The organism is Pseudomonas sp. GW823-FHT02C02 (genome assembly GCF_058797635.1).
This window is the reverse complement of record NZ_JBXAJV010000010.1, coordinates 225,181-248,411: the sequence shown is the minus strand read 5'-3', so window position 1 is coordinate 248,411 and position 23,231 is coordinate 225,181. Positions and strand designations below refer to the sequence as shown.

Genomic DNA, 23,231 nt, shown 5'->3' with positions numbered 1-23,231 from the left:
CCCCCCCCCCCCCCCCCCCCCCCCCCCCCCCCCCCCCCCCCCCCCCCCCCCCCCCCCCCCCCCCCCCCACTCCTACATTGGGCTTTGTGTTTATTCAGTGGGCTTTGCGCGTCTAGCCTTGAAAAACTCGCTGAGTACCGCCCCGCATTCCTCCGCCAACACCCCGCCTTCAAACAACACCCGGTGGTTCAAGAAGCCCTGGGTAAAAAACTGCCCCTGACTCTGCACAATCCCGGCCTTGGGCTCCAGCGCGCCATACACCACCCGCGCAATCCGTGAATGCACGATCAGCCCTGCGCACATGCTGCACGGTTCAAGGGTTACGTACAGCGTGCTGCCCGGCAGGCGATAGTTGCTGGCGGCCAAGGCTGCGGCGCGGATTGCGACCATTTCGGCGTGGGCACTCGGGTCGTTGCCGCTGATCGGGCAATTGAAGCCGCGACCGATGATTTCGCCGTTCTGCACCAACACCGCGCCCACGGGCACCTCACCCAGCGCCGCGCCTTGGGCGGCCAGGGCCAGGGCTTCGCGCATGAAGTCGCGGTCACGGCTGCGGTCGATGATCGCGGCGGGACGTATCTGACGCATCAAGCCACCTCGATAGCGGCCATCAGGCCGGTTTCCATGTGATCGATCACATGGCAATGGAACATCCACACGCCGGGGTTATCCGCCACCAGCGCCACTCGTGCGCGCTCGTTCTTGCCCAACAGGTAGGTGTCGGTGAAGTACGGGATCACCTTGTGCCGGTTCGAGGCGATGACTTTGAAGCTCATGCCGTGCAGGTGAATCGGGTGCTGATACTGAGTCATGTTCTTCAATTCGAAAATGTAGCTCTTGCCCTTTTCAAGCTTTGCAATCGGGCGGTCGGCGCAGGTCTTGTCCGTGATGTCCCAGGCCTTGCCGTTAATCTGCCACAGGCTCGGCGGCTTGCCGTTGTTGACGTTGACCGACACCGAGCCCACCCATTCGAAATTGAAGTTGAGTTTCTCGGCATTGGCCAGGTCGGGCTCGGCCACCGGGTTGGCCGGCAGGGCAGCGGGCCATTCGGTGGGTGCATCGGTGTTGGCCACCGAGCGCAACGTGCCCAGGCGAACCGGGCCGTTGCGCAGGGACAGTTCTTCACCGGCGGGCGGCGCCTTGATCGCCAGGCAGATACGCATGCCCGGGCCGAGCCAGTATTCCTTGCCCAGCGGGCGCGGCTCCACCGGATTGCCATCCAGCGCGTAGATCTGCGCTTCGACGCCAGGAATATTGAGGCGATAGGTCAGGGTGTTATCGAGGTTGAGCAGGCGCACGCGGGTGATTTGCCCGGCGGGCAAGTCGATCACCGCTTGCGAGACACCGTTGATGGTCGACAGCCGTCCCGCCGTGCCACCCCGGGCGGCTTCGCGAGGAATGCTGAAGGCCACGAAAGCCCCCTCTTCATCGACGTGCCAGCTCTTGAGGCTCAGGGTTTTTTCGTATTTGAAACCGGTGGGCTCACGCTCTTCGACGATCAGCGGGCCGACAAGGCCGCGGCCGAGCTCTTCGCTGCTGTTCACGTGCGGGTGATACCAGTAACTGCCCGCGTCTGGCACACGGAATTTGTAGTCGAAGTACTCCCCAGGCAGCACCGGCAATTGCGAAACGTACGGGACACCGTCCATTTCCAGCGGCAGGCGGATGCCGTGCCAGTGAATGGTGGTCGCCACCGGCAGATGGTTGATGAAACGCACCCGCAACCATTCACCCTGACGAACCCGCAACTCGGTGCCCGGTGCCGAAGGGCCGAACGCCCAGGCTTCGGTCTTGTGCCCGGCGACCAGTTCGACGTCCAGCGGTGCGGCGATCAGCTCATAGTCATGACCGGCGTCAGCATCAGCCATCTTGCCCAGCCAGTACCGCGACGCGCCCCCCGCTCCGACACCAACGACAACAAGACCGGCCAGGCCACCGAGGATTTGGCGACGGGTAAAGGACATGAACTCAACTACCTCACGTATCAGCGACAGGCCCGAGGGCCTGTAAAAGGCGAATACGATACACCTGCGGATGAGAAACAGTAAGGGCGACCGAGGGCCGCACATCCCCCGGAAGGGAATCGGTTATGGCTGCAGGCCGGTAATCAGATGCACCACCCCGTCATCCAGCATCATGACGCCCGGCACACCTGCCACACTCAATGCCTGCCGATCCATCCGCGCCACATCCCGCAACGCCACCCGGACCCGGGTCAACGCTACAGGCTGCTGAGACTTGAGGTTATCCACGCCACCCAGTGCGTCCACGACATTCGCTGGCAACCCGGACACAGGCTGAACAACTGCCTTCGGCTCCTCCGCCACCAGATCCGGCGTCAACGCTTTCCAGAACGCCCGCTGCATTTTCTCGAACATGTTCAGTTCTCCAGAACCAGTGAAGTATCGACCGTCGCCTCGTGATACAGGCGCAATGCCTCGCGTACCTGTCCGGCACTTTCCAGGCCCAGCACTTGCTGGGCGATGGCCTGACAGTCCATCAGGTCCAGCTCACGAACCGCTGCCTTGATCGACGGAATCAACGGCACACTCACCGACAGTTCATCCACCCCCAGCCCCAGCAACAGCGGAACGGCCAGCGTCTCGGAGGCCATCGCGCCACACACACCGACCCATTTGCCGTGGGCGTGCGCAGCCTTTACGGTGCTGGCAATCAAGCGCAGCACCGCCGGATGAAAGCTGTCGGCCTGACTGGCCAGCCGCGGGTGATCGCGGTCCATGGCCAGGGTGTATTGCGTGAGGTCGTTGGTGCCAATGGAAAAGAAATCCACCTCGGGTGCAAACAGGTCCGCCATCAGTGCCGCCGCCGGCACTTCGATCATGATGCCCAGCTTGGGCAGTTCCGTGAGGCCCAAAACCAGCGCCTCTTCTTCGAGCAGTTGCCGAGCCAGGCGCAACTCCGCCAGCTGCGTAACCATCGGCAGCATGATGTGCAGGCGAGCGAGCCCGGCACTGCCAAGGATGGCCTTGAACTGATCACGCAACAGCTGCGGGCGCTCCAGGCACAAACGAATCCCGCGCATGCCGAGGAAGGGGTTGGTTTCGCTGTCCATCGGCACGTAGGCCAGCGGTTTGTCACCGCCGACGTCCAGGGTGCGCACCACCAGATTGCGCGTCGGCCCGAGTACTTGGGCGATGGCGTTGTAGGTAGACGCCTGCTCGTCATGGCTCGGCGCATGGTTGCGATCCAGATAGAGAAACTCCGAACGGAGCAAACCGACGCCCTCGCCTCCCAGTGCAACGGCCTGCTCGGCTTCGGCCAGCGAAGCGATGTTGGCCGTCACTTCAAAATGGTGACCGTCGCGGGTGCAGGCGGCCAGTGTTGCGTGCGCCAACTCATGCTGCCGGCGTTGCTGTTGAAGCTGGCGCTTGGCTTGCAGCTGTTCGATGGCCTGCAGATCCGGATCCAGCTGCAATTCGCCCTTGTCGGCATCGAGCAACACCTGGGTTCCATTGACCAGCGCCATCACTTGTACCGGCAGTCCGCAGATCGCCGGCAAACCGAACGCCCGGGCGAGGATCGCGACGTGGCTGGTGGCACCGCCACCCACCGTGGCGAAACCCAGTACCTTGCGGGTATCGAGCCCGGCGGTCTGCGACGGCGTCAGTTGTTCGGCGATCAGGATCGCGCCTTCAGGCAGCTCCATCGCCTGATCCCGCACGCCGAGGATCAGTTTGAGCACCCGCTGACCCACATCGGCGAGGTCCGCCGCCCGCTCCGCGAGCAGGGCGTTACCCAGGCTCTTGAACAAGGTGGCTGCTGACTCGGTGGCCGAGCGCCACGCAAACCCGGCGCTTTTGCCTTCATCGATCAGCACGTGAGCCACTTCCAGCAAACCAGGGTCTTCGAGCAGCTCCTGATGCGCCTTGAAAATGTCGGCCTGCGCGTCGCTCTTGGCGTTGTCACGCAGCTGTTGCAGGGCCACCAGTGCTTCGGCCAGGGCGCGGGACAGATGATCGCGTTCCACCTGCGGCGTTGAGCCGAGTTCATTCACTTCCAGGTTTTGTTCGGCGATCTGTACCACTTGGCCAAACGCCGACCCGGGTGATGCACAAACCCCGCGCAGCACCGTCAGCGATGAAGCCTCGACCGCATTCACCTCAACCTGCATCGGACCCGCGACCACTTCACCGCATCCAGTCAGCAGCAGTTCGGCCAGCGTCTTGATCGCCGCTTCCGCATCCGGACCGGCCGCGCTGACTTGCATGACATCACCGTGCGCCGTCTGCAACGCCATGATCGCCACCAGGGATTTCGCGTTCGCAGTCTCCTGCTTTTTATGCAGGTAGATGCTCGCCGAAAAAGCTTTTGCCGCCTGGGCGAATACCGCGGCTGGACGGGCGTGCAAGCCGTTGAGGTTGGCCAGCGTCACCGGTTTTGAAAACAGCGCTTCGTCCGCTTCGGTTAGCGGCGTATCGCTTGTCTGCTCGACAAGGTTCAGGCTCAGCAGCGGCTGGCCACTGTCTACCAGACCCGTTTCCGGCGCCAGCCAGGTGAACGGTTCTCCACTGACCACCAGCATCAACGTCAGCAGGCTGCGGGCATTCAATGCAACAAAATCGGCATCGAACTCGATCAGCGCCTGCCCAACGTCAACCTGCTGGCCTTCCTCCACCAGCCGCGTAAACCCGTTTCCGGCCAGGTTCACCGTGTCGAGGCCGATATGCATCAACACCTGCACACCCTTTTCGTCAGTAATGCTGACGGCATGCCCACTGGCCTGCACATTGCTGACAACCCCGGCCAGCGGCGCGCACAAGGTCGTTGAAGTCGGGTCGATGCACAGCCCGTCGCCGATGACCCGGCTGGAAAACACCGGGTCGGGCACGAGGTCCAGCGGCACCAATACGCCTGACAGGGGGGCGTGCAGTTGCAATTGTTGGGGTGTGGCCATGACGTCACCTGCTGTTTTGTTCTTTGAAGTGCCGATGGAGCGCGAGGCTCCGACAGCATCGCTTATTTCCACCAATACTCGACCTGCAATCCGACATTCGCACCGTGCCGCGCCGTGCCGAAGGCGCCGGTATCGGACAATGCCGAGCCCGCCGCCAGTTCATTGGCTGCCCGTTTGGCCGCCTCGTTCCAGCTGGCATAGGTGTAATACAGACGCACTTCGGGCCGCGCCCAGAATTCCGGACCTTTGGGCGACCATGTCGGGGCGAAGGTGAACTTGCTCAGCTTGCGCGTGCCGCCCGCAGCTTCGACCTGATCGTGGCCCAGTTCGGTCACCAGTTTGAACTGCTCGGTGATCGCGTACGCCGGACGAATTCCCAGGGAAATCCAGTTCTGATCGGCCCCGTCCGGGCGAATGTCCTTCTGGTAAACCGCCTCGACTTGTCCGCCAAACCGTGGCGTCACTTGCCAGTCGAAGAACTCCACCACCCGGTAGCTTTTGTTGCTGTCGTCCAGCTTTACGTTGCCGGTATAGCCCAGCCCGGTGCCGGGGCCTTCGCCGTACTGGAAGGCCAGTTTGTTCTTGCCGCCCAGAAAACCTTTTTGCACATGCTGTGCGGTGATTGCCCAGCCGCGGTGTGCGTCGCGGCTGTCGGGTTTGTCGATGTAGCTCAGTCCGAGTTCCAGTTCACCACCGGGGTTGGTGCGGAAACCGGCGACGTTGAAATCGTGACGGTTGATGTAGTCCTTCTGATACAGGTTGTCCTTGCGCGAGAAGGCATAGCTGTATTTCAGATCGCCGATCAGCACATCCTCGATACCACCGCCCGTGGCGCTCTGGTTCCAGTAGTAGAAGTCGGAGATGTGGATGTCGTTTCGCTTGTAGTAACGCCGACCGGCCCACAGCGAACCGCCGTTGAGGCTCGGCATGTTCGACCACTGCGCGTACAACTGCGGCATGCGCACCGAGCCATTGTCGCCATTGAACGTCAGGTCCTTGTCGTACTGGTTATACAGAGAAGCCATGCCGTCGACGCTCAGCACCGAACCATCGTCCAGGCTGTACAGGTCCTGGCGAAGTTCAAGCTCACCGTACTGCTCACACTCGTTGCCCAAGCGGTATTTGGTCTGCGCGCCGGGCAGTTGGAAACACTGTTGTTTTCCACTGTTGACCGATGTCCCGACGCCGCTGCGCACGTAGCCGCCGAACTCCAGGGCCTGCGCTGACAACGGCAACGCCAGGCATAAGCTCGCGGCAGCAAGGCTGCAATTTAGTGTTGTTTTCAAGAACCACCCCATTATTTTTATTGTGTTGTTCCGCAAATTCGGCGCGCAAAACTCCCCCGCGCAGCGCTCTGCGTGTTTTTTAAAGTCGGTGTTTTTAGTGGTCGATCAGTCGGTCAGGTGCAAAACGAACGACTCATAGGGCCTTAAAAAAATCTGCCGGTTTCGCGGCGGACAGTTCGGGTAATTGCTGATGACCAGGCGTTGAGTCATGGCTTCGCTGATCACGTCATCGGGCAGCTCGACGTCGCACGGCGTGCCATAGAAGTTGTTCAGTACCAGCAAACGCTCGCCTTGACCTTCACGCACATACGCCCAGATTTGCGGGTGCTCCGGCAACAATTGCCGATAGACGCCATCGGAAATCAGCGCTTCGCTACGGCGCAGGGCAATCAACTGACGGTAGTGATGCAGCACGGAGTCCGGATCGTCGAGCTGGGTGGCGACGTTGATCTGCGTCGCGTTGGCCGGCACGCCAATCCAGGGTTCTGCGGCGCTGAATCCTGCGTTCGGCTCGGTGTTCCAGTGCATCGGCGTACGGCCATTGTCCCGGGATTTCTGCATGATCGCCGCCATGTTGTCGGCATCACTTGCACCAGCCTCCCGCTTGAGGCGAAAGATGTTGAGCGTCTCGACATCGCGGTACTGATCGATGTGATCAAACCCCGGATTGGTCATGCCCAGTTCTTCGCCCTGATACACAAACGGTGTGCCCTGAAGGAAGTGCAGCGCGGTGCCGAGCATCTTCGCCGAGATCACCCGAAACTCGCCGTCATTGCCGAAACGCGACACCACCCGTGGCTGGTCGTGGTTACACCAGAACAACGCGTTCCAGCCACCGCCGGCCTGCATGCCGGTCTGCCAGTCCGAGAGAATGCGCTTGAGTTCGAGGAAGTCGAAGTCGGCGCGAATCCACTTCTGCAGGTTCGGGTAATCGACCTTCAGGTGATGAAAGTTGAACGTCATCGACAGTTCTTTCGACTCTGGCTTCGAGTAGCGAATGCAGTGTTCCAGGCTGGTGGACGACATCTCGCCGACGTTGATCAGGTCGTGACCTTCGAAGACTTCGCGGTGCATTTGCTGCAAGTATTCATGCACGTTCGGGCCGTCGGTATAGAAGCGTCGGCCGTCGGTGTTGTCTTCTGGAAAGTCCGAAGGTTTGGAGATCAGGTTGATCACATCCAGACGGAAACCGCCCACGCCTTTATCGCGCCAGAAACGCATCATCTTGAAGACTTCGGCGCGTACGTTCGGGTTGTCCCAATTCAGGTCGGCCTGGGTGTGATCGAACAGGTGCAGGAAGTACTGACCGGTCTGCGCTTCGTATTCCCAGGCCGAACCACCGAACTTGGATTCCCAGTTGTTGGGCTGATCGCGCCAGATGTAAAAGTCGCGGTACGGGTTGTCGAGGCTGCTACGGGCCTGCTGGAACCAGGCGTGTTCGATCGAGGTGTGGTTGACCACGATATCGAGCATCAGCTTGATCCCGCGCTTGCCCGCCTCGGCAATCAGCAACTCACAATCGGCCATGGTCCCGTAGCTCGGGTCGATGGCGTAGTAATCGCTGATGTCGTAACCGTTGTCGCGCTGGGGCGAACGCAGGAACGGCGTGATCCACAGGCAGTCGACACCCAGCCAGTGCAGGTAATCGAGCTTGGCCACGACGCCGAGCAAATCCCCCGAGGGGTTGCCGGCGTGGCTGTGAAAACTCTTCGGGTAGATCTGATAGATCACCGAACGTTGCCAGTCTTGCATGGCGCTATTCCTTCAATAATTTTGTCCAGGCCTTGCTCGCGAATCCGGTCTGTCAGGCAACCCGATACCCTGGCCGGATAATCTTCATGCTCAACCCACAGGTCAGAACAAACGGCACGACCATCGCAATCACCATTCCAATCACAAACATCGGAATGAACTGCGGAATGATCGAGATGAAACCGGGCAAGCCACCCACACCGATTGCCGAGGCCTGGACCTTGTTCAGCGACAGGAAGATGCAACCCAGGGCCGAACCGCAAAGGGCCGCATAGAACGGAAACTTGTAGCGCAGGTTGACCCCGAACATGGCCGGTTCGGTGATGCCGAAATAGGCGGAAATCGCCGAGGTCGAGGCCATGCTTTTGTCGCGGACACTGCGGGTCATGTAGAACACCGCCAGTGCCGCGCTGCCCTGGGCGAGGTTGGACATGACGATCATCGGCCAGATGAACGTGCCGCCCTGGGTGGAGATCAGTTGCAAGTCGACCGCGAGGAACATGTGGTGCATGCCGGTGATCACCAGCGGCGCGTAGAGCAGCCCGAAAATCGCCCCGCCGACCATCGGCGCGAGGTCAAACAGCATGACCACGCCTTCGGTGATGAGAATCCCCAGATGCCGGGTCACCGGGCCGATCACGGCCAGTGCCAACACGCCGGTGACCACGATGGTGGTAATCGGCACCACCAGCAATTGCACGGCGTTCGGCACCCGCGCCCGCAGCCATTTTTCGATGACGCTCATGACATAGGCCGCCAGCAGGATCGGCAGGATTTGGCCCTGGTAACCGACCTTCTCGATCTGGAACAACCCGAGAATGTCAAAGTACGGCAGGCTTTGCCCGTCCAGCCCGGCCACCGCTTTGCCGTAGTTCCAGGCGTTGAGCAGGTCCGGGTGAACCAGCATCAGGCCGAGCACGATGCCGAGGATTTCGCTGCCACCGAACCGCTTGGCCGCCGACCAGCCCACCAGTGCCGGCAAGAACACAAACGAGGTGTTGGCCATCAGGTTGATCAGGCTCCAGAGCCCGTCGAGTTTCGGGTAGGCATCCAGCAGGGTCTGGCCTTCGATGAACATCCCCTTGGCGCCGATCAGGTTGTTGATGCCCATCAACAGCCCCGCAATGATCAACGCCGGCAGGATCGGCATGAACACGTCGGAAAACACCCGCACAAGACGCTGCATCGCGTTTATCTTGTCGGCGCTTTTTTGTTTAACGTCGGCGATGGTTGAGGCGGCGAGACCGGTTTGACGGCGCAGTTCGGCGTACACCTTTTCAACCTCGCCGGGGCCGATGACCACCTGGAACAGGCCGCCGGTGAAGAATGAGCCTTTCACCAGGTCAATCTGATTCAGCGTGGCGCTGTCGACCAGGCTCGGGTCCTTGAGGGCCAGGCGCAGGCGTGTGACGCAGTGCGCGGCCTGCTCGAGGTTGTCGCTGCCGCCGAGGCTTTGCAGCAGCTCGCTGGCGATGTTCGGATAGTCGTGGCTCATGCTTTTCTTCCGCTGTAGTTTTTTGTTTTTGGCAGCACGCCGAAGCGAAAAGTACTCGTCTGTACGAGTTAAAGCAACAACTCGTACAGACGAGTTTGATTTTGTTTACTACGACCCCGTCAATCGGCGACTTTTCCTACCTCCCGAAACGATGAAACCCAAAGCCGCATGGACAAACCCCTACCCTGCCCTTAAGGTTCGAAACCTTGAGTACATCGCGGCACAGAGCCATCCCCATGAGTAAATACAACCAGATCTACAGCGATCTGCTTGCCAGCATCACGACCGAACGTCTGGAACGCGGCGCCCGGTTGCCTTCCGAAACCGAATTGATGGACACCTATCAGGCCAGCCGCGGCACCGTGCGCAAGGCCATCGAGCAATTGCAGGAGCGCGGTTTCGCCCAGAAAGTCCACGGTAAAGGCACTTTCGTGTTGTCGACCAACCCGATCGAATTCCAGTTGGGCGGCATCGTCAGCTTCCAGGAGACCTATCCGCGACTGGGCAATGACGTCAGCACCGAGGTGGTCGAATTCACCCAAATCCCCCTCGAAGGCCCGCTGCTCGACCACATCAAGGCTGAAGAAGGCAGCCTGATCACGCGGATCAAGCGCGTTCGGCGGATTGACGGCAAACGCGTGATCCTCGACATCAACCATTTCGTCAGCGACGTGATTCCCGGCCTGAACCGCGACATCGCCGAGCAGTCGATCTACGCCTTCATCGAACAGACCCTGCAGCTGCAAATCGCCTACGCCCAGCGCACCATCGAAGCGGTCCCTCGAAGCAAGGACGACCAACACCACCTGGACCTCGACGGCCAGAGTCATGTGATCGTGGTCAGCAACCAGACGTTCCTGCAGGACGGTCGCCAATTCGAATACACCGAATCACGGCATACCCTCGACAAGTTCTACTTTTCAGATGTGGCACGGCGCTGACCCTACACGGTCACGAAAGGCATGTGGGCATAACTATGTAGTGCACTTGCCTTGAGCAAACGGGTCATCCTCACGGCCCATTTCTCAAGGAGCGAGATCATGCCTGCCGATCAAAGTACTGAAGCGTTACCCAATGCTGCCGACAGGGAGCAGCTGAAAACGATTGCCCCCGTCGTTGTCACAGCCTGTCCGGGGTTGAAGGAAGAAGCCCACGCGGTCGCCTGTGAAATCCTGAAAAAACACGGCATCACCGACAAGGATCCTGACCAGGTCTGGTGGCATCGGTTCGATAACGTCTCGGCCAGCAGCACCAAGGCCTTTCTGAGTTGGGAACACGCCCCCAAGCCCTGTGAATCACTGACCCTGACGCAACTGGTGATGCAGGGATATCGCGTGACCGATCAAGACGACGCCCTCGAACTGAACAGTAACGGCGGGTTTTACACTGAAGACGCAAACGCCAGCATTTTCAATGAAACCAACGAGGTGCGGATGTACCCCAGCAAGGTCCTCACAGACCTGTGGGAGATGAACCTCAGTGAACGCTACCTGAATAAGCTGAACGCTTTCTGGACCACGCATTTCGATGACTTCCGGACCCTGGCCAAATCCAGCTACCTCAGCAAAGCGGTCGAGGCGCGGCAAAACGGTCAGCTGGAAGAGGACGATTTCCAGACCGTCGTAAGGGCCGTTGTCGCTGACGCAGCCTGGCCGATTACCCTGGCGACGCTGCAATCCCAAACCACGGCGCCTGCGGATCTTCGTGTCTGCGCCCTGGATGTCGCAGGGCACGTCGCCACCGATATTCTGCGCATCGTTGACCGCAACGGCCGACAGATCACTTATGTTCCCGGCGCCGCACAGGCCTTCCACGTGCATCCCACACAAACGGACATGCACTGGTGGATGATGCTGCAAATGAATGAGGCGCAGCCGCGGACCGAGTTCATGACCCATTTCCCGCTGTCGGTTCGCAAGGAAGTCCATGACAACATCACTCCGCTGATGAACCAGCTGGTCGGCACCTGGGGAAAATACGACCATCACCTGATCAATCAGAAAAACATCACCATCAGTGGCGATGCCTTCGCCTGGCAGAGCCGGGCAGTCCAGAGCACGATGCTGGAAGAGGCGGACCTGACGCTGGTGACCCACGGACAAATGCGCAAACAGCTCTGGCTGGGTTACCTGAGTGCCGGTCTGCATGTTTTTGGTCCCTTGGCGATGATGGGCTGGCCAATCGCGCTGCCGGTGATCGGTGCCAGCCTCGCCGCGATGGGTTTGAACATCGACAAGGCGGTGAATGGCAAAACGGCGGCGCAGCGCAAGGCCGGCGTCATTGGCGCGGTGCTCGATGGCATCAATGCGCTGTTCAATATTCCGCTGCTCAAGGAAGTCAACGTATTGGAAGACGTCGGGGCTGCGGCCGAGGCGGCTGAAGCGACCGAGATGGCGGATTTGAACAAGACCCTCAATCCGGAAGAAAGCGTCGTCACGCAAGACCCTCTGGCGCCCGGAGAGTCAGAGGAAGGGCCTCTGCAACCGGGTGTGTTGCCGACCCTGCCCGAGGAAACCGCCGAAGCTTTTGAAGTGCCGGAGCACTACCAAAGCAATGAAATCCTCGAAAACTACCCGATGGCCACGAGCGGAAAATTCCAGGGTATCTATACGCTGGACTCAAACCCTTCCACCGCCATCATGATGAACGATCAGGCTTATTACGTGCGCTACGAAGCCGACATCAACGGTGGCGGTACGTGGGCGATCATCGACCCCAGTCATCCGCAGGCGTCCACGGGGTCGATTCCCGTGCGCCTGAATGGCGAGGGCGAATGGGAGTTGGCACCCACAGCCGGATTGAAAGGCGGCGGCAAAGGCCTCAGCAAGCCTGCGCCCGTACCCGGTCCTTCCAGGCCGACGACTCACGCCCGGCCAAGGTCTGATTTTTTCAGTCATTTGACGCGATACGATGCACCCAATGGACGTTCGCTGAACTTCCTGGCCCTGGGAAAGCCGGAAACCCATATAAAAGTCGTGGCCATGCCTAACGGGTTCATCAGAGGAGTCTCCCCCTACGAAGAGTATGTCGCTGGGCGTCGAGCGGTGCTGATCAGGGATGCGATCGTATTCCAGACCCCGGAGGACTTTTTTGCCTCGTTGCCCGCCCGGCCGGTGCAGCCCGTGATCACACCCTCCACCACCGTAACGGAACTCATCGAGAACATTTTCAACACAGCGCCCGGCCTTGTCGTCGGTGAAAGTCAGGATCGCATTGCCAGCATGCGGTTCCTGATCGAAAACATGCAGACGCTGGCGAAACAAGGCGTCAAGACGATCTACATGCATCGCCTGCTCAACGACTTCAATCAGGTCGACCTGAACGAGTTCGCCGAAACCGGGGACATGCATGGGATGCTGGAGAAATACCTGCAGAAACTGCCAGGTGATCCTGCCGGACAGTACACCCCCCTTGAAGTCGTCAAAGCGGCCCAGCAGAACGGCATTCGAATCCAGGCCACCGATTGCCTGGCGAGTTATCGCTACACAGATTCAAACTTCCGTGCCATCTCACGACAATCCGTCAAGACCTACCTCACCCATACCATCATGCAGGCCACTCAAGCCCGCAATGGCGGCGGAAAATGGCTGGCGCTCACCGACCAGGAGAGTACAAACACATTCAGGGGGATGGCCGGCATCAGCGAAACGGAGGGAGGTATCGGTCTACGCATCGAAGAAGTGGGCCCAGACCAGCCTATGCACCTGGGCATCGACCATGGCATCGAGGTCGGCCGTGATGTTTCGGAGGCCGGCGCTCAAATGCGCGGTGATTTCGACACCCTGTATGCCGACATCAGCTTGCAGATGCCGACTCCGGTCATTCAACGATCGTCTGAGCAAATCAATCAGCTGCTGTTCCGCCAGGGCATGTTCACCATTGAAAGGTCGGACGACGCGTTGACGCTGATCCATCGCAGCCGGTCGAATCAGATTGTGCGAACGATGATTGAGCGAACGGCGAATGGGGGCTTTCTGATCAACCGCCCTGCCTGGGCCGCCGTGCATCAGGTCACTTACGCGAATCTGATCAGCCTTGTCCACGCGCTCAATCGCATGGGCCTGATGCTTGAAGGGCGCCTGCCCACTGTAGCGGCCTGATCGCAAAAAGGCCCCGTGAACTCACGCTCACGGGGCCTTTCAGGTGTTACGGGCGATCAGTCAGACCGGGATCATTCCCACTCGATCGTCGCTGGCGGCTTGCTCGACACGTCGTAAGTCACGCGGGAGATGCCTTCGATTTCGTTGATGATCCGGCCGCTGACGGTTTCCAGCAGTTCGTAAGGCAGGTGAGCCCAACGCGCGGTCATGAAGTCGATGGTTTCCACTGCACGCAGGGCCACGACCCAGGCGTAACGACGGCCATCACCAACCACGCCAACCGATTTCACCGGCTGGAACACCACGAAGGCCTGGCTGACTTTGTGGTACCAGTCGGCTTTGCGCAGTTCTTCGATGAAGATGTGGTCGGCGCGACGCAGCAGGTCGGCGTATTCCTTCTTCACTTCACCGAGAATGCGCACCCCCAGGCCCGGGCCCGGGAACGGGTGACGGTAGACCATGTCGTACGGCAGGCCGAGTTCCAGGCCCAGACGACGGACTTCGTCCTTGAACAGCTCGCGCAGGGGTTCAACCAGCTTGAGGTTCATTTCTTCCGGCAAGCCACCCACGTTGTGGTGCGACTTGATCACGTGGGCCTTGCCGCTTTTGGCGCCAGCCGACTCGATCACGTCCGGGTAGATGGTGCCTTGAGCGAGGTACTTGATGTTGTCCAGTTTGTTGGACTGGGCATCGAAGACGTCGATGAAGGTACGGCCGATGATCTTGCGCTTCTTCTCCGGGTCGGACTCGCCGGCCAGGTTGTTCAGGAACTGGTCTTCAGCGTTGGCACGGATCACCTTGACGCCCATGTTCTCGGCGAACATGGCCATCACTTGCTCGCCTTCGTGCAGACGCAGCAGGCCGTTGTCGACGAAGACGCAGGTCAGCTGGTCGCCGATGGCTTTGTGCAGCAGCGCGGCAACCACCGAAGAGTCAACGCCGCCGGACAGGCCGAGCAGCACGTTGTCAGTGCCGACCTGGGCGCGGATATTGGCGATGGCGTCTTCCGCAATCTTCGATGGCGTCCACAGGGCTTCACAGCCGCAGATGTCGAGGATGAAGCGCGACAGGATGCGACCGCCCTGCTTGGTGTGGGTCACTTCCGGGTGGAACTGCACGCCGTAGTAGCCACGAGCATCGTCGAACATGCCGGCAATCGGGCAGCTCGGGGTGCTGGCCAGGATGTGGAATTCCTGCGGCATCTTGGTGACCTTGTCACCATGGCTCATCCACACGTCGAGACCGAACAGGCCGTCAGCGTCGATGTGGTCTTCGATGCCGTCGAGCAGGCGGCTCTTGCCGACCACGTCGACACGGGCATAACCGAACTCACGCAGTTCGGAACCTTCAACCTTGCCACCCAGCTGTTCGGCCATGGTCTGCATGCCGTAGCAGATACCGAAGACCGGAACGCCCAGGTCGAACACCGCCTGCGGGCAGCGAGGGCTGTCGGCTTCGTGCACGGACTCGGGGCCGCCGGCGAGAATGACGCCTTTTGGAGCGAATTCGCGAATCGCGTCTTCATCCATATCGAACGGATGCAGTTCGCAGTACACGCCGATTTCGCGCACGCGGCGGGCAATCAGCTGGGTGTACTGGGAACCGAAATCGAGGATCAGGATGCGGTGAGCGTGAATGTCGAGGGCCATGATTCAGTCTCGTCTAGTAATTCAGAAACAGTCGTGATTCAGAAACAACTCGGGGCTGAATAAAACAGCCCCGGTTACTTAACGTTTTGCTTGAAGCCTCAACCTACGCGGTAGTTTGGCGCTTCTTTGGTGATCTGTACGTCGTGGACGTGGGACTCGGCCATGCCAGCGCCGGTGATCCGCACGAACTCAGGCTTGGTGCGCATTTCTTCGATGTCGGCACTGCCGGTGTAACCCATCGAGGAACGCAGGCCGCCCATCAGTTGATGGATGATGGCGCTCAGGCTGCCCTTGTAAGGAACACGCCCTTCGATGCCTTCCGGAACCAGCTTCTCGGCACCCGCAGAGGAGTCCTGGAAGTAACGGTCGGAGGAACCCTGGGCCTGGGACATGGCGCCCAGCGAACCCATGCCACGGTAAGCCTTGTACGAACGACCCTGGAACAGTTCGATCTCGCCCGGGGCTTCTTCAGTACCGGCGAACATCGAGCCCATCATCACGCAGGAAGCACCGGCTACGATGGCCTTGGACAGGTCACCGGAGAAGCGGATGCCGCCGTCGGCGATCAACGGAACGCCAGTGCCTTCAAGGGCAGCGGCGACGTTGGCGATGGCACTGATTTGCGGGACGCCGACACCGGCGACGATACGGGTGGTGCAGATCGAGCCAGGGCCGATACCGACCTTGACCGCATCAGCGCCGGCTTCGGCCAGGGCCTTGGCAGCAGCGCCGGTGGCGATGTTGCCGCCGATGACCTGCACTTCAGGGAAATTCTGTTTGACCCAGCGAACGCGGTCGATCACGCCTTTGGAGTGACCGTGTGCGGTGTCGACCACCACCACGTCAACGCCGGCATTGACCAGGGCAGCGACGCGGTCACCGGTGTCTTTACCGGTACCAACTGCTGCGCCAACACGCAGACGACCTTGATCGTCCTTGCTGGCCAGCGGGTACGCCTTGGCTTTTTCGATGTCGTTGACGGTCATCATGCCTTTGAGGGCAAATTTGTCGTCGACGATCAGCACGCGTTCGATGCGGTGTTTGTGCAACAGCTCACGAACGTCGTTCTTGTCGGCGCCTTCCTTGACCGTGACCAGACGCTCTTTGGGCGTCATCACTTCGCGGACCGTGGCTTCCAGACGATTTTCGAAACGCACGTCACGGGAAGTGACGATGCCGACCAGGTCGCCATTGTGCAAAACCGGAACGCCGGAGATGTTGTGCAGACGGGTCAGTTCGAACAGTTCACGCACCGTGGCTTCAGCCTCGATGGTGATCGGGTCCTTGACCACGCCGGCCTCGTAACGCTTGACCTTGCGCACTTCGGCAGCTTGCTGCTCGATGGTCATGTTCTTGTGGATGATACCGATGCCACCTTCCTGAGCCATGGCGATTGCCAGACGGGCTTCAGTGACGGTGTCCATGGCGGCAGAAACCAGAGGAATATTCAGCTCGATGCCACGGGTAAGGCGGGTCTTGAGACTGACTTCGTTAGGAAGCACCTCGGAATAACCGGGCACTAGGAGAATGTCGTCGAATGTCAGAGCTTCTTGGCTGATACGCAGCATCGCGGGGGCTCCCGAGCGGGAAAATGGAAGCGCGCCATTATAGTCAGACACCCCCTCGTGTTCAATGTAAAACTCTTTCTATTATTAGCATTACTGATATACGGGGATTGTCGCTTCCTACAACTCGACTTTCACCCAACTGACGGGCTGATCCAGCCAATCGGCAAACTCATCGATAAAGCTCTGCTTGAACCCGGCCTCGGCCCAATTGTTAAAGATGAACCCCAGGTTGGAAAAGCCGCATTCCTGCAGGAAAAGAAAGCCGTTGATGTCGTCTTCATGCCCGCACTCCGGGCAGGTGAAGTTATCGGTGCGCCCTGGCATCCACTCCTCCAGGCTTTCGAACAGCGCTTCGCCGACTTCCTTGCGGCACTCGGCGCAACCCGCCTCTTCCAGGAACCCCTTGGCCGGCGTGTAGATGCAGCGCTTGGTGATGATCTCCAGGCCATTGATCGGCTCGCCGAACGGCAGCGCTTGTGGGTGCAACACCACGGCGCGGGCACCGTCGGCGATGGCGTGGCCCATGCGGTTACCGGTACGGCCACACGTGGTCAGCTCTTCCTTGATGATGTTCTTGCGTACCAGCCAGCGCACGACCGCCCGGGCCCGGGGTTCGTGTACCGGCAGTGTGGAGATTTTCGGGACGATGATGCTTTGCGAATTCATGGTGCAAGCCTACTGCGTCAATTGGATGTTTCTGCGGTGTTCTTACTGACGCCTTCGCGGGCAAGCCTCGCTCCTACCGGAAAAGTTTGCGAACGACTGTAGGAGCGAGGCTTGCCCGCGAAGGCATCGGAACGGCCGGCAGCTTAATCCCTGACGAAATCCGGTCAAGTACTCAAATAACGCCCGATCAAGGCAATCCCGCTCGCCAGCACCAACCAGGTCACCAGCCGCACGAACCCCTCGCGGGACAATCTCAGGGTCAATCGCCGCCCGACCCACAGCCCCACGGCCATGGCCGGCAATAGACACAGGGCCAATATTAATAAGGGTAGCTCGGCATAGACACCTGCGACGGCAAACAGGCTCAAGCGCACCACGGTGCTGCAACTGATCAGCGCACTCTGGGTCGCCCGTGCCGCCTCTTTCGGCAACCGGCTGTTCAAATAGATAGCATATAAGAAGCCGCCACTGCCAAACAGCGCCCCGAACAGCCCACCCACAGTGCCCATCGGTACGGCCCAACCGGCGGACAATTGCGTCGGCCGGGTTTTGACCCACAGGCTGTAAATCGCATAAGCGCTGATGAACAGCCCCATCAACAGCAATAACACATCGGATTTGAGGTTCAGCAGAAAGATCACCCCCAACGTGCAGCCCACCGCCATGCAGGGCAGCAGCCGCAGCAACTCGGGCTTTGCCACATCCCGCCGCGAAGGCAGCAAATTGCCAAACGCTGCGACAAAATCCAGCAGCACCAGCAACGGCACGATCTTCGACAGCGGCATGAACAGAATAAGAATCGGCCCCGCCACCAGCGCAGTGCCAAATCCGGCGATACCAAACACGATATAGGCCAGGGCAATGCCCAGCCCGATCACCAGCCAATCCGTGGCGCCGAATGGCCATGGGGTCAACAGCTCAAGCACACTCATTCCCTCGTCTTCCCTGAATCCCGGGGCTGACTTTACTCCTTATGGGAGCGCGCAGGCCCGCTCTCACAAGGGATTTGTGCGCACTCATGGAGATTGTTCGACGAATGCCTTTATCATGCGCCCCATGATTAAAGATCCCTTTGCAAGACTCGGCCTGGACCGTGAAGTCCTGACTGTCAGCCAGCTCAACGGCCGCGCGCGGGTGTTGCTCGAAGACGTGTTCAGCAACATCTGGGTCGAAGGCGAAATCTCCAACCTCGCCCGGCCGGCGTCCGGCCACGTGTATTTCACCCTCAAGGACAGCGGCGCCCAGGTTCGTTGCGCGCTGTTTCGGCAGAACGCGGCGCGGGTTCGCCAAGCGCTGAAGGACGGCCTGGCGGTCAAGGTGCGCGGCAAGGTTTCGCTGTTCGAGGGGCGTGGCGACTATCAGCTGATCCTCGACACCGTGGAGCCGGCCGGTGACGGTGCGCTGCGTCTGGCGTTCGATGCACTGAAGGAAAAACTCAGCGCCGAAGGCCTGTTCAGCGCCGAGCGCAAAGTGCCGTTGCCGGCGCATCCGCAGCGCATCGGCATTATCAGTTCGCCGACTGGCGCGGTGATTCGCGACATCATCAGCGTCTTTCGCCGCCGCGCACCGCAGGTTCAACTGACTCTGATCCCGACCGCCGTACAGGGCCGCGAAGCGACTGCGCAAATCGTCCGCGCCCTGAAACTGGCGGACGCTCGCGGTTTTGATGCTCTGATCCTCGCCCGTGGCGGCGGTTCGCTGGAAGACCTCTGGTGTTTCAACGAAGAAGCCGTGGCCCGCGCCGTGGATGCGTGCGTGACGCCGATTGTCAGCGCCGTCGGCCATGAAACCGATGTATCGATCAGTGACTTCGTCGCCGACGTCCGCGCCCCGACGCCCTCCGCCGCCGCCGAATTGCTCGCGCCGGATTCCAGCGACCTGGTGCGACGGGTCGAAAGCCTGCACCGGCGGCTGGTGATGCGCATCCGCGACCGTTTGATGCGCGATCGGCTGCGCCTGGAAGGCATGTCCCGCCGCCTGCGTCACCCTGGCGAACGTCTGCGCCAACAAGCACAACGTCTGGACGACCTGGACATGCGCATGCGCCGCGCGTTCGAACGCAGCCTCAATACCCGTCGCGAACGCTTGATTCGTCTGGAAACCCGCCTCGCCGGGCAACACCCGGGACGGCAATTGGCAATGCTTCGTCAGCGCCTCGACAGCTTCGCCGAGCGCCTGCCGCGAGCCATGCGCGAAGGGCTCAAGTCCCGTCGCCTGCAATTGCAAAGTCAGGTGCAGACGCTGCAAGTGGTCAGCCCGCTGGCGACCCTGGCCCGTGGCTACAGCATTCTGCTGGATGAACGCGGCAACGCGATTCGCAGCGCCGAGCAAACCCATACCGGTCAGCGCCTGAAAGCCAAACTGGGCGAAGGCGAGCTGCACGTCCGGGTCGAAGACAATCACCTGACGCCTGTCACCCTTTCTTTACTGGATTGATCCATGCCGCGTTTTTTAGCTCCGCTGCTGTTGCTATGCCTGACCTTCAATGCCCACGCCGACAGCTACATCACCCGCCTGTTGAATAAACCGGTGCCGGGGGGCGTGGCCGTGGTGGACCTGGGTGCCTCTGCACAGGCGCCAAAAGCCAGCTACCAAGGCAAGTCGGTGCTGGTGGTCAAGGAACAGAACAATTGGCTGGCGATTGTCGGCGTGCCGTTGACGGTTAAACCGGGCACGCAGCAGGTCAGCAGCGGCGGTCGCACTCTGAGTTTCACGGTCGGCAACAAGAAGTATCCGGAACAGCACATCACCCTGAAGAACACGCAGCAGGTCAATCCGAACCCGGAGAACCTTAAGCGCATCGAAGGTGAACTGGCCGAGCAAATCGCCGCCTACCGCACGTTCAGTCCGAACACCCCGAGCAACCTGCTACTGGACAAACCGGTCAACGGGCCGCTGTCGAGCAAGTTCGGTGTGCGCCGGTTCTTTAATGGCGAAGAGCGCAATCCCCACTCGGGCCTGGATTTCGCCGTGGGCGCCGGCACACCGATCAAGACTCCGGCGGCGGGCAAGGTAATCCTGATCGGCAACTACTTCTTTAATGGCAACACGGTGTTCGTCGACCATGGGCAGGGCTTTATCAGCATGTTCTGCCATATGTCGAAGATTGACGTGAAGGTGGGGCAGCAACTGGCGCGCGGCGGTGTAGTCGGGAAAGTCGGCGCCACCGGGCGGGCGACCGGGCCGCACATGCACTGGAATGTCAGCCTGAATGATGCGCGGGTGGATCCGGCGATTTTTATTGGTGCTTTCCAGCCCTGAATCTTCTTTGAGGCGACTGGCCCATTCGCAATCAGGCTCGCGCTTGGGCCATCACTGCCGCCGCTTATTCAGCGTCCAGATCCTCAATACCATGGACCTCCCGGTCCGCCAGACAATTGCTGATCCATGTTTGAGTGTCTTGTGAGAAGCCAGCCAATTCTTCAGCCGTGATCAACTCGCGGGCACACAACGCCAGTAAGTGAGAGCTGGCGTCATTGCGTGAGAACCTGAAAGCGCCAAATGCCCAATACAGCTCCTTTTGCCCGGCTTTGAGCAGCTCTTCGCTCGCTTCAATTCGATCATAAGGCGCTTGGCTTCTATCCAGCACCGTGCGCTCGACTTCGTCCATGATCCGGATACACATCCGCTCATGGGCCAACGGGCGCAACGCACTGTAAAGCTTCCAATCCGACTCGTTCATCGCTGACTCCTGCATTCCAGTCGTCTGGTTGAGGCTTTAAGAATAGCTGCCGTCGCCAAGACAAGGCTGCCAACTTTCAATTGCGCCCTCTTCAAACCTCGCGCAAACATCAACACAATCACCCGGCCTGACCGCAATAAAATCTCGATAATCCCGACTATTCGAGTATTCCTCTCAATTTTTTTCGACTGCTTGCCATCCTCAATCACGGCGGTTAGGGTTGAAGGCATGAAAACCTCTCACACCCTCATTCAGCTTCGTCAGCACCGCAGCCTGTGCCTCGTCAGTGCACGACTGCCAGGCTGAATCGCGGTGCCTCGCCCCACGCTTTTCCCCAAGAACATTGATCCACCGGCAGGCCGCCTTTTTTCGGCCCACACAATAAGGATTTCCCGATGAGCATGCTCAAAGACCCGTCTTCGAAATATCGCGCGTTCCCGACCATCGACATCCCGGACCGTACCTGGCCATCGAAGACCATCACCGCAGCGCCGATCTGGTGCAGTTCCGACCTTCGTGACGGCAACCAGTCGCTGATCGAGCCAATGGACGCAGTCAAGAAGCTGCGTTTCTGGAAGACGCTGGTGCAAGTCGGTGTGAAAGAGATCGAAGCGTCGTTCCCGGCCGCTTCGCAAACCGACTTCGACTTCGTGCGTACCCTGATCGAAGGCAACCACATCCCGGACGACACCACCATTCAGGTGTTGACCCAGGGCCGTGAAGACCTGATCGAGCGCACTTTCGAATCCCTGCGCGGGGCGAAGAAAGCCATCGTTCACTTGTACAACGCGACCTCCCCGTCCTTCCGCCGCATTGTCTTCAACCAGGACAAGGAAGGTGTCAAGGCCATCGCCGTGAACGCCGCCAAGCTGTTCGTCAAATATGCCGCCCAGCAACCGGACACCCAGTGGACCTTCGAATACTCGCCGGAAACCTTCAGCGCGACCGAATTGGAGTTCGCCAAGGAAGTCTGCGACGCGGTCATCGACGTCTGGAACCCGACGCCTGAGCACAAGGTGATCCTCAACCTGCCGGCCACCGTCGAATGCGCGACCCCGAACATCTATGCCGACCAGATCGAATGGTTCGGCCGTCACATCAACCGTCGTGACAGCGTGATCATCAGCCTGCACACCCACAACGACCGTGGTACGGGCGTTGCGGCCACCGAACTGGGCCTTATGGCCGGTGCTGACCGTGTCGAAGGTTGCCTGTTCGGTAACGGCGAGCGTACCGGTAACGTCGACCTCGTGACCGTCGCGTTGAACCTCTACACCCAGGGCATTCACCCTGAGCTGGACTTCTCCGACATCGACGGCGTGCGCAAAGTCGTTGAAGAATGCAACCAGATCCAGGTGCACCCGCGTCACCCCTACGTCGGCGACCTGGTTCACACCGCGTTCTCCGGCTCCCACCAGGACGCGATCCGCAAGGGCTTTGCCCAGCAGAAACCGGACGCCTTGTGGGAAGTGCCGTACTTGCCGATCGACCCGGCCGACATCGGCCGCAGCTACGAGGCGGTGATCCGCGTCAACAGCCAGTCGGGCAAGGGCGGTATCGCCTACTTGCTGGAACAGGAATACGGCATCAGCTTGCCGCGTCGCATGCAGATCGAGTTCAGCCAGGTGGTACAGCGTGAAACCGATCGCCTCGGCCTGGAGATGACCGCCCAACAGATCCACGCCTTGCTGCACAGCGAGTATTTGCAGGCCAACACCCCGTATGCGCTGGTCAGCCATCGCCTGCAGGAAGAAAACGGTCACAGTGCCGTGGAAGTGGAAGTCTCGGGCAAAGGCCAGGGCGAAACCAACCTGCACTGGCGCGGCAAGGGCAACGGCGCGCTGGAAGCCCTGGTGGCCGGCCTGCCAATCCCGGTGGAAATCATGGACTACAACGAACACGCAATCGGCGCGGGCACCAATGCCAAGGCAGCGGCCTACATTGAACTGCGTGTGAACGGTGAACGTGCGGTGCATGGCGTCGGTATCGATGAAAACATCACCACCGCGAGCTTCAAGGCCCTGTTCAGCGCGCTGAACCGCTCCCTGAGCCAGCCGGAAGCGAAAGCGGCGTAAGCGTTCGCGGCAATGCAAAAGGCCCCGAGGTGAAAACCTCGGG

Annotated in this window: 17 protein-coding genes; 5 read left to right on the top strand and 12 right to left on the bottom strand. The window is 60.1% G+C overall.

All coding sequences use genetic code 11. The features are described 5' to 3' along the window. Positions 1 to 90: 90 nt before the first annotated feature. The 7 genes from tadA to treP all read right to left on the bottom strand — a co-directional run bounded on the left by tadA (position 91) and on the right by treP (position 9,448). The gene (gene tadA / locus AC1ROI_RS19650) at positions 91 to 588 is read right to left on the bottom strand and encodes a tRNA adenosine(34) deaminase TadA (RefSeq protein ID WP_077749326.1); all 498 of its coding nucleotides are present in this window, start codon (positions 586 to 588) and stop codon (positions 91 to 93) included. Beyond that, complete coding sequence (locus tag AC1ROI_RS19645; protein WP_010457803.1) at positions 588 to 1,964, bottom strand: multicopper oxidase family protein; 1,377 nt, start codon at positions 1,962 to 1,964, stop codon at positions 588 to 590. Before AC1ROI_RS19645 ends, tadA begins: the two co-directional genes overlap by 1 nt. A gap of 123 nt (positions 1,965 to 2,087) precedes the next feature. Beyond that, entirely contained in the window at positions 2,088 to 2,378 is a 291-nt protein-coding gene (locus tag AC1ROI_RS19640) for a PTS sugar transporter subunit IIB (RefSeq protein ID WP_010457805.1), read from the bottom strand. A gap of 2 nt (positions 2,379 to 2,380) precedes the next feature. After that, positions 2,381 to 4,915, bottom strand: a complete 2,535-nt coding sequence (gene ptsP, locus AC1ROI_RS19635) for a phosphoenolpyruvate--protein phosphotransferase (protein WP_102593578.1) — start codon at positions 4,913 to 4,915, stop codon at positions 2,381 to 2,383. Between the two features lie 62 nt (positions 4,916 to 4,977). Beyond that, a complete protein-coding gene (locus AC1ROI_RS19630) occupies positions 4,978 to 6,201 on the bottom strand; it encodes a maltoporin (protein WP_102593583.1) in 1,224 nt (407 codons plus the stop codon). Between the two features lie 105 nt (positions 6,202 to 6,306). Then, a complete protein-coding gene (treC, locus tag AC1ROI_RS19625; RefSeq protein ID WP_102593577.1) occupies positions 6,307 to 7,953 on the bottom strand; it encodes an alpha,alpha-phosphotrehalase in 1,647 nt (548 codons plus the stop codon). A gap of 52 nt (positions 7,954 to 8,005) precedes the next feature. Further along, positions 8,006 to 9,448: a PTS system trehalose-specific EIIBC component gene (gene treP / locus AC1ROI_RS19620; protein ID WP_102593576.1), complete on the bottom strand. Its 1,443-nt coding sequence runs from the start codon at positions 9,446 to 9,448 to the stop codon at positions 8,006 to 8,008. 236 nt (positions 9,449 to 9,684) lie between these two features. On the opposite strand from treP, the gene treR reads away from it, so the two are divergent. Continuing rightward, positions 9,685 to 10,389: a trehalose operon repressor gene (treR, locus tag AC1ROI_RS19615; protein WP_010457814.1), complete on the top strand. Its 705-nt coding sequence runs from the start codon at positions 9,685 to 9,687 to the stop codon at positions 10,387 to 10,389. 99 nt (positions 10,390 to 10,488) lie between these two features. After that, positions 10,489 to 13,548, top strand: a complete 3,060-nt coding sequence (locus AC1ROI_RS19610; RefSeq protein WP_102593575.1) for a membrane-targeted effector domain-containing toxin — start codon at positions 10,489 to 10,491, stop codon at positions 13,546 to 13,548. 71 nt (positions 13,549 to 13,619) lie between these two features. On the opposite strand, the gene guaA is transcribed toward AC1ROI_RS19610, so the two are convergent. The 4 genes from guaA to AC1ROI_RS19590 all read right to left on the bottom strand — a co-directional run bounded on the left by guaA (position 13,620) and on the right by AC1ROI_RS19590 (position 18,363). Further along, positions 13,620 to 15,197: a glutamine-hydrolyzing GMP synthase gene (gene guaA, locus AC1ROI_RS19605; RefSeq protein ID WP_010457818.1), complete on the bottom strand. Its 1,578-nt coding sequence runs from the start codon at positions 15,195 to 15,197 to the stop codon at positions 13,620 to 13,622. Positions 15,198 to 15,295: 98 nt separating this feature from the next. Further along, the gene (gene guaB / locus AC1ROI_RS19600; protein ID WP_010457821.1) at positions 15,296 to 16,765 is read right to left on the bottom strand and encodes an IMP dehydrogenase; all 1,470 of its coding nucleotides are present in this window, start codon (positions 16,763 to 16,765) and stop codon (positions 15,296 to 15,298) included. 117 nt (positions 16,766 to 16,882) lie between these two features. Next, positions 16,883 to 17,431, bottom strand: a complete 549-nt coding sequence (locus AC1ROI_RS19595; RefSeq protein ID WP_010457822.1) for a hypothetical protein — start codon at positions 17,429 to 17,431, stop codon at positions 16,883 to 16,885. Between the two features lie 164 nt (positions 17,432 to 17,595). Then, on the bottom strand, positions 17,596 to 18,363 hold the full coding sequence (locus AC1ROI_RS19590; protein ID WP_102593574.1) for a sulfite exporter TauE/SafE family protein: 768 nt from the start codon (positions 18,361 to 18,363) through the stop codon (positions 17,596 to 17,598). Between the two features lie 124 nt (positions 18,364 to 18,487). Between AC1ROI_RS19590 and xseA the strand changes: the two genes are divergently transcribed. Both xseA and AC1ROI_RS19580 read left to right on the top strand, forming a co-directional pair. Next, the gene (xseA, locus tag AC1ROI_RS19585; protein WP_010457826.1) at positions 18,488 to 19,867 is read left to right on the top strand and encodes an exodeoxyribonuclease VII large subunit; all 1,380 of its coding nucleotides are present in this window, start codon (positions 18,488 to 18,490) and stop codon (positions 19,865 to 19,867) included. Positions 19,868 to 19,870: 3 nt separating this feature from the next. Beyond that, complete coding sequence (locus tag AC1ROI_RS19580; RefSeq protein WP_102593573.1) at positions 19,871 to 20,692, top strand: peptidoglycan DD-metalloendopeptidase family protein; 822 nt, start codon at positions 19,871 to 19,873, stop codon at positions 20,690 to 20,692. A 64-nt stretch (positions 20,693 to 20,756) separates the two neighbouring features. Here AC1ROI_RS19580 and AC1ROI_RS19575 read toward each other — a convergent pair whose 3' ends face one another. After that, the gene (locus AC1ROI_RS19575) at positions 20,757 to 21,113 is read right to left on the bottom strand and encodes a hypothetical protein (protein ID WP_102593572.1); all 357 of its coding nucleotides are present in this window, start codon (positions 21,111 to 21,113) and stop codon (positions 20,757 to 20,759) included. A 395-nt stretch (positions 21,114 to 21,508) separates the two neighbouring features. Between AC1ROI_RS19575 and leuA the strand changes: the two genes are divergently transcribed. Further along, the gene (leuA, locus tag AC1ROI_RS19570; protein WP_010457834.1) at positions 21,509 to 23,188 is read left to right on the top strand and encodes a 2-isopropylmalate synthase; all 1,680 of its coding nucleotides are present in this window, start codon (positions 21,509 to 21,511) and stop codon (positions 23,186 to 23,188) included. The last annotated feature ends 43 nt before the right edge of the window (positions 23,189 to 23,231 follow it).

Excerpts from the sequence above, each read along its gene's own strand:
- guaA (WP_010457818.1), bottom strand. The coding sequence starts at position 15,197 with ATGGCCCTCGACATTCACGCTCACCGCATCCTGATCCTCGATTTCGGT.
- AC1ROI_RS19590 (WP_102593574.1), bottom strand. The coding sequence starts at position 18,363 with ATGAGTGTGCTTGAGCTGTTGACCCCATGGCCATTCGGCGCCACGGAT.
- treP (WP_102593576.1), bottom strand. The coding sequence starts at position 9,448 with ATGAGCCACGACTATCCGAACATCGCCAGCGAGCTGCTGCAAAGCCTC.
- tadA (WP_077749326.1), bottom strand. The coding sequence starts at position 588 with ATGCGTCAGATACGTCCCGCCGCGATCATCGACCGCAGCCGTGACCGC.
- guaB (WP_010457821.1), bottom strand. The coding sequence starts at position 16,765 with ATGCTGCGTATCAGCCAAGAAGCTCTGACATTCGACGACATTCTCCTA.
- leuA (WP_010457834.1), top strand. The coding sequence starts at position 21,509 with ATGAGCATGCTCAAAGACCCGTCTTCGAAATATCGCGCGTTCCCGACC.
- ptsP (WP_102593578.1), bottom strand. The coding sequence starts at position 4,915 with ATGGCCACACCCCAACAATTGCAACTGCACGCCCCCCTGTCAGGCGTA.
- AC1ROI_RS19595 (WP_010457822.1), bottom strand. The coding sequence starts at position 17,431 with ATGAATTCGCAAAGCATCATCGTCCCGAAAATCTCCACACTGCCGGTA.
- treR (WP_010457814.1), top strand. The coding sequence starts at position 9,685 with ATGAGTAAATACAACCAGATCTACAGCGATCTGCTTGCCAGCATCACG.
- AC1ROI_RS19575 (WP_102593572.1), bottom strand. The coding sequence starts at position 21,113 with ATGAACGAGTCGGATTGGAAGCTTTACAGTGCGTTGCGCCCGTTGGCC.
- AC1ROI_RS19640 (WP_010457805.1), bottom strand. The coding sequence starts at position 2,378 with ATGTTCGAGAAAATGCAGCGGGCGTTCTGGAAAGCGTTGACGCCGGAT.
- AC1ROI_RS19610 (WP_102593575.1), top strand. The coding sequence starts at position 10,489 with ATGCCTGCCGATCAAAGTACTGAAGCGTTACCCAATGCTGCCGACAGG.
- xseA (WP_010457826.1), top strand. The coding sequence starts at position 18,488 with ATGATTAAAGATCCCTTTGCAAGACTCGGCCTGGACCGTGAAGTCCTG.
- AC1ROI_RS19580 (WP_102593573.1), top strand. The coding sequence starts at position 19,871 with ATGCCGCGTTTTTTAGCTCCGCTGCTGTTGCTATGCCTGACCTTCAAT.
- treC (WP_102593577.1), bottom strand. The coding sequence starts at position 7,953 with ATGCAAGACTGGCAACGTTCGGTGATCTATCAGATCTACCCGAAGAGT.
- AC1ROI_RS19645 (WP_010457803.1), bottom strand. The coding sequence starts at position 1,964 with ATGTCCTTTACCCGTCGCCAAATCCTCGGTGGCCTGGCCGGTCTTGTT.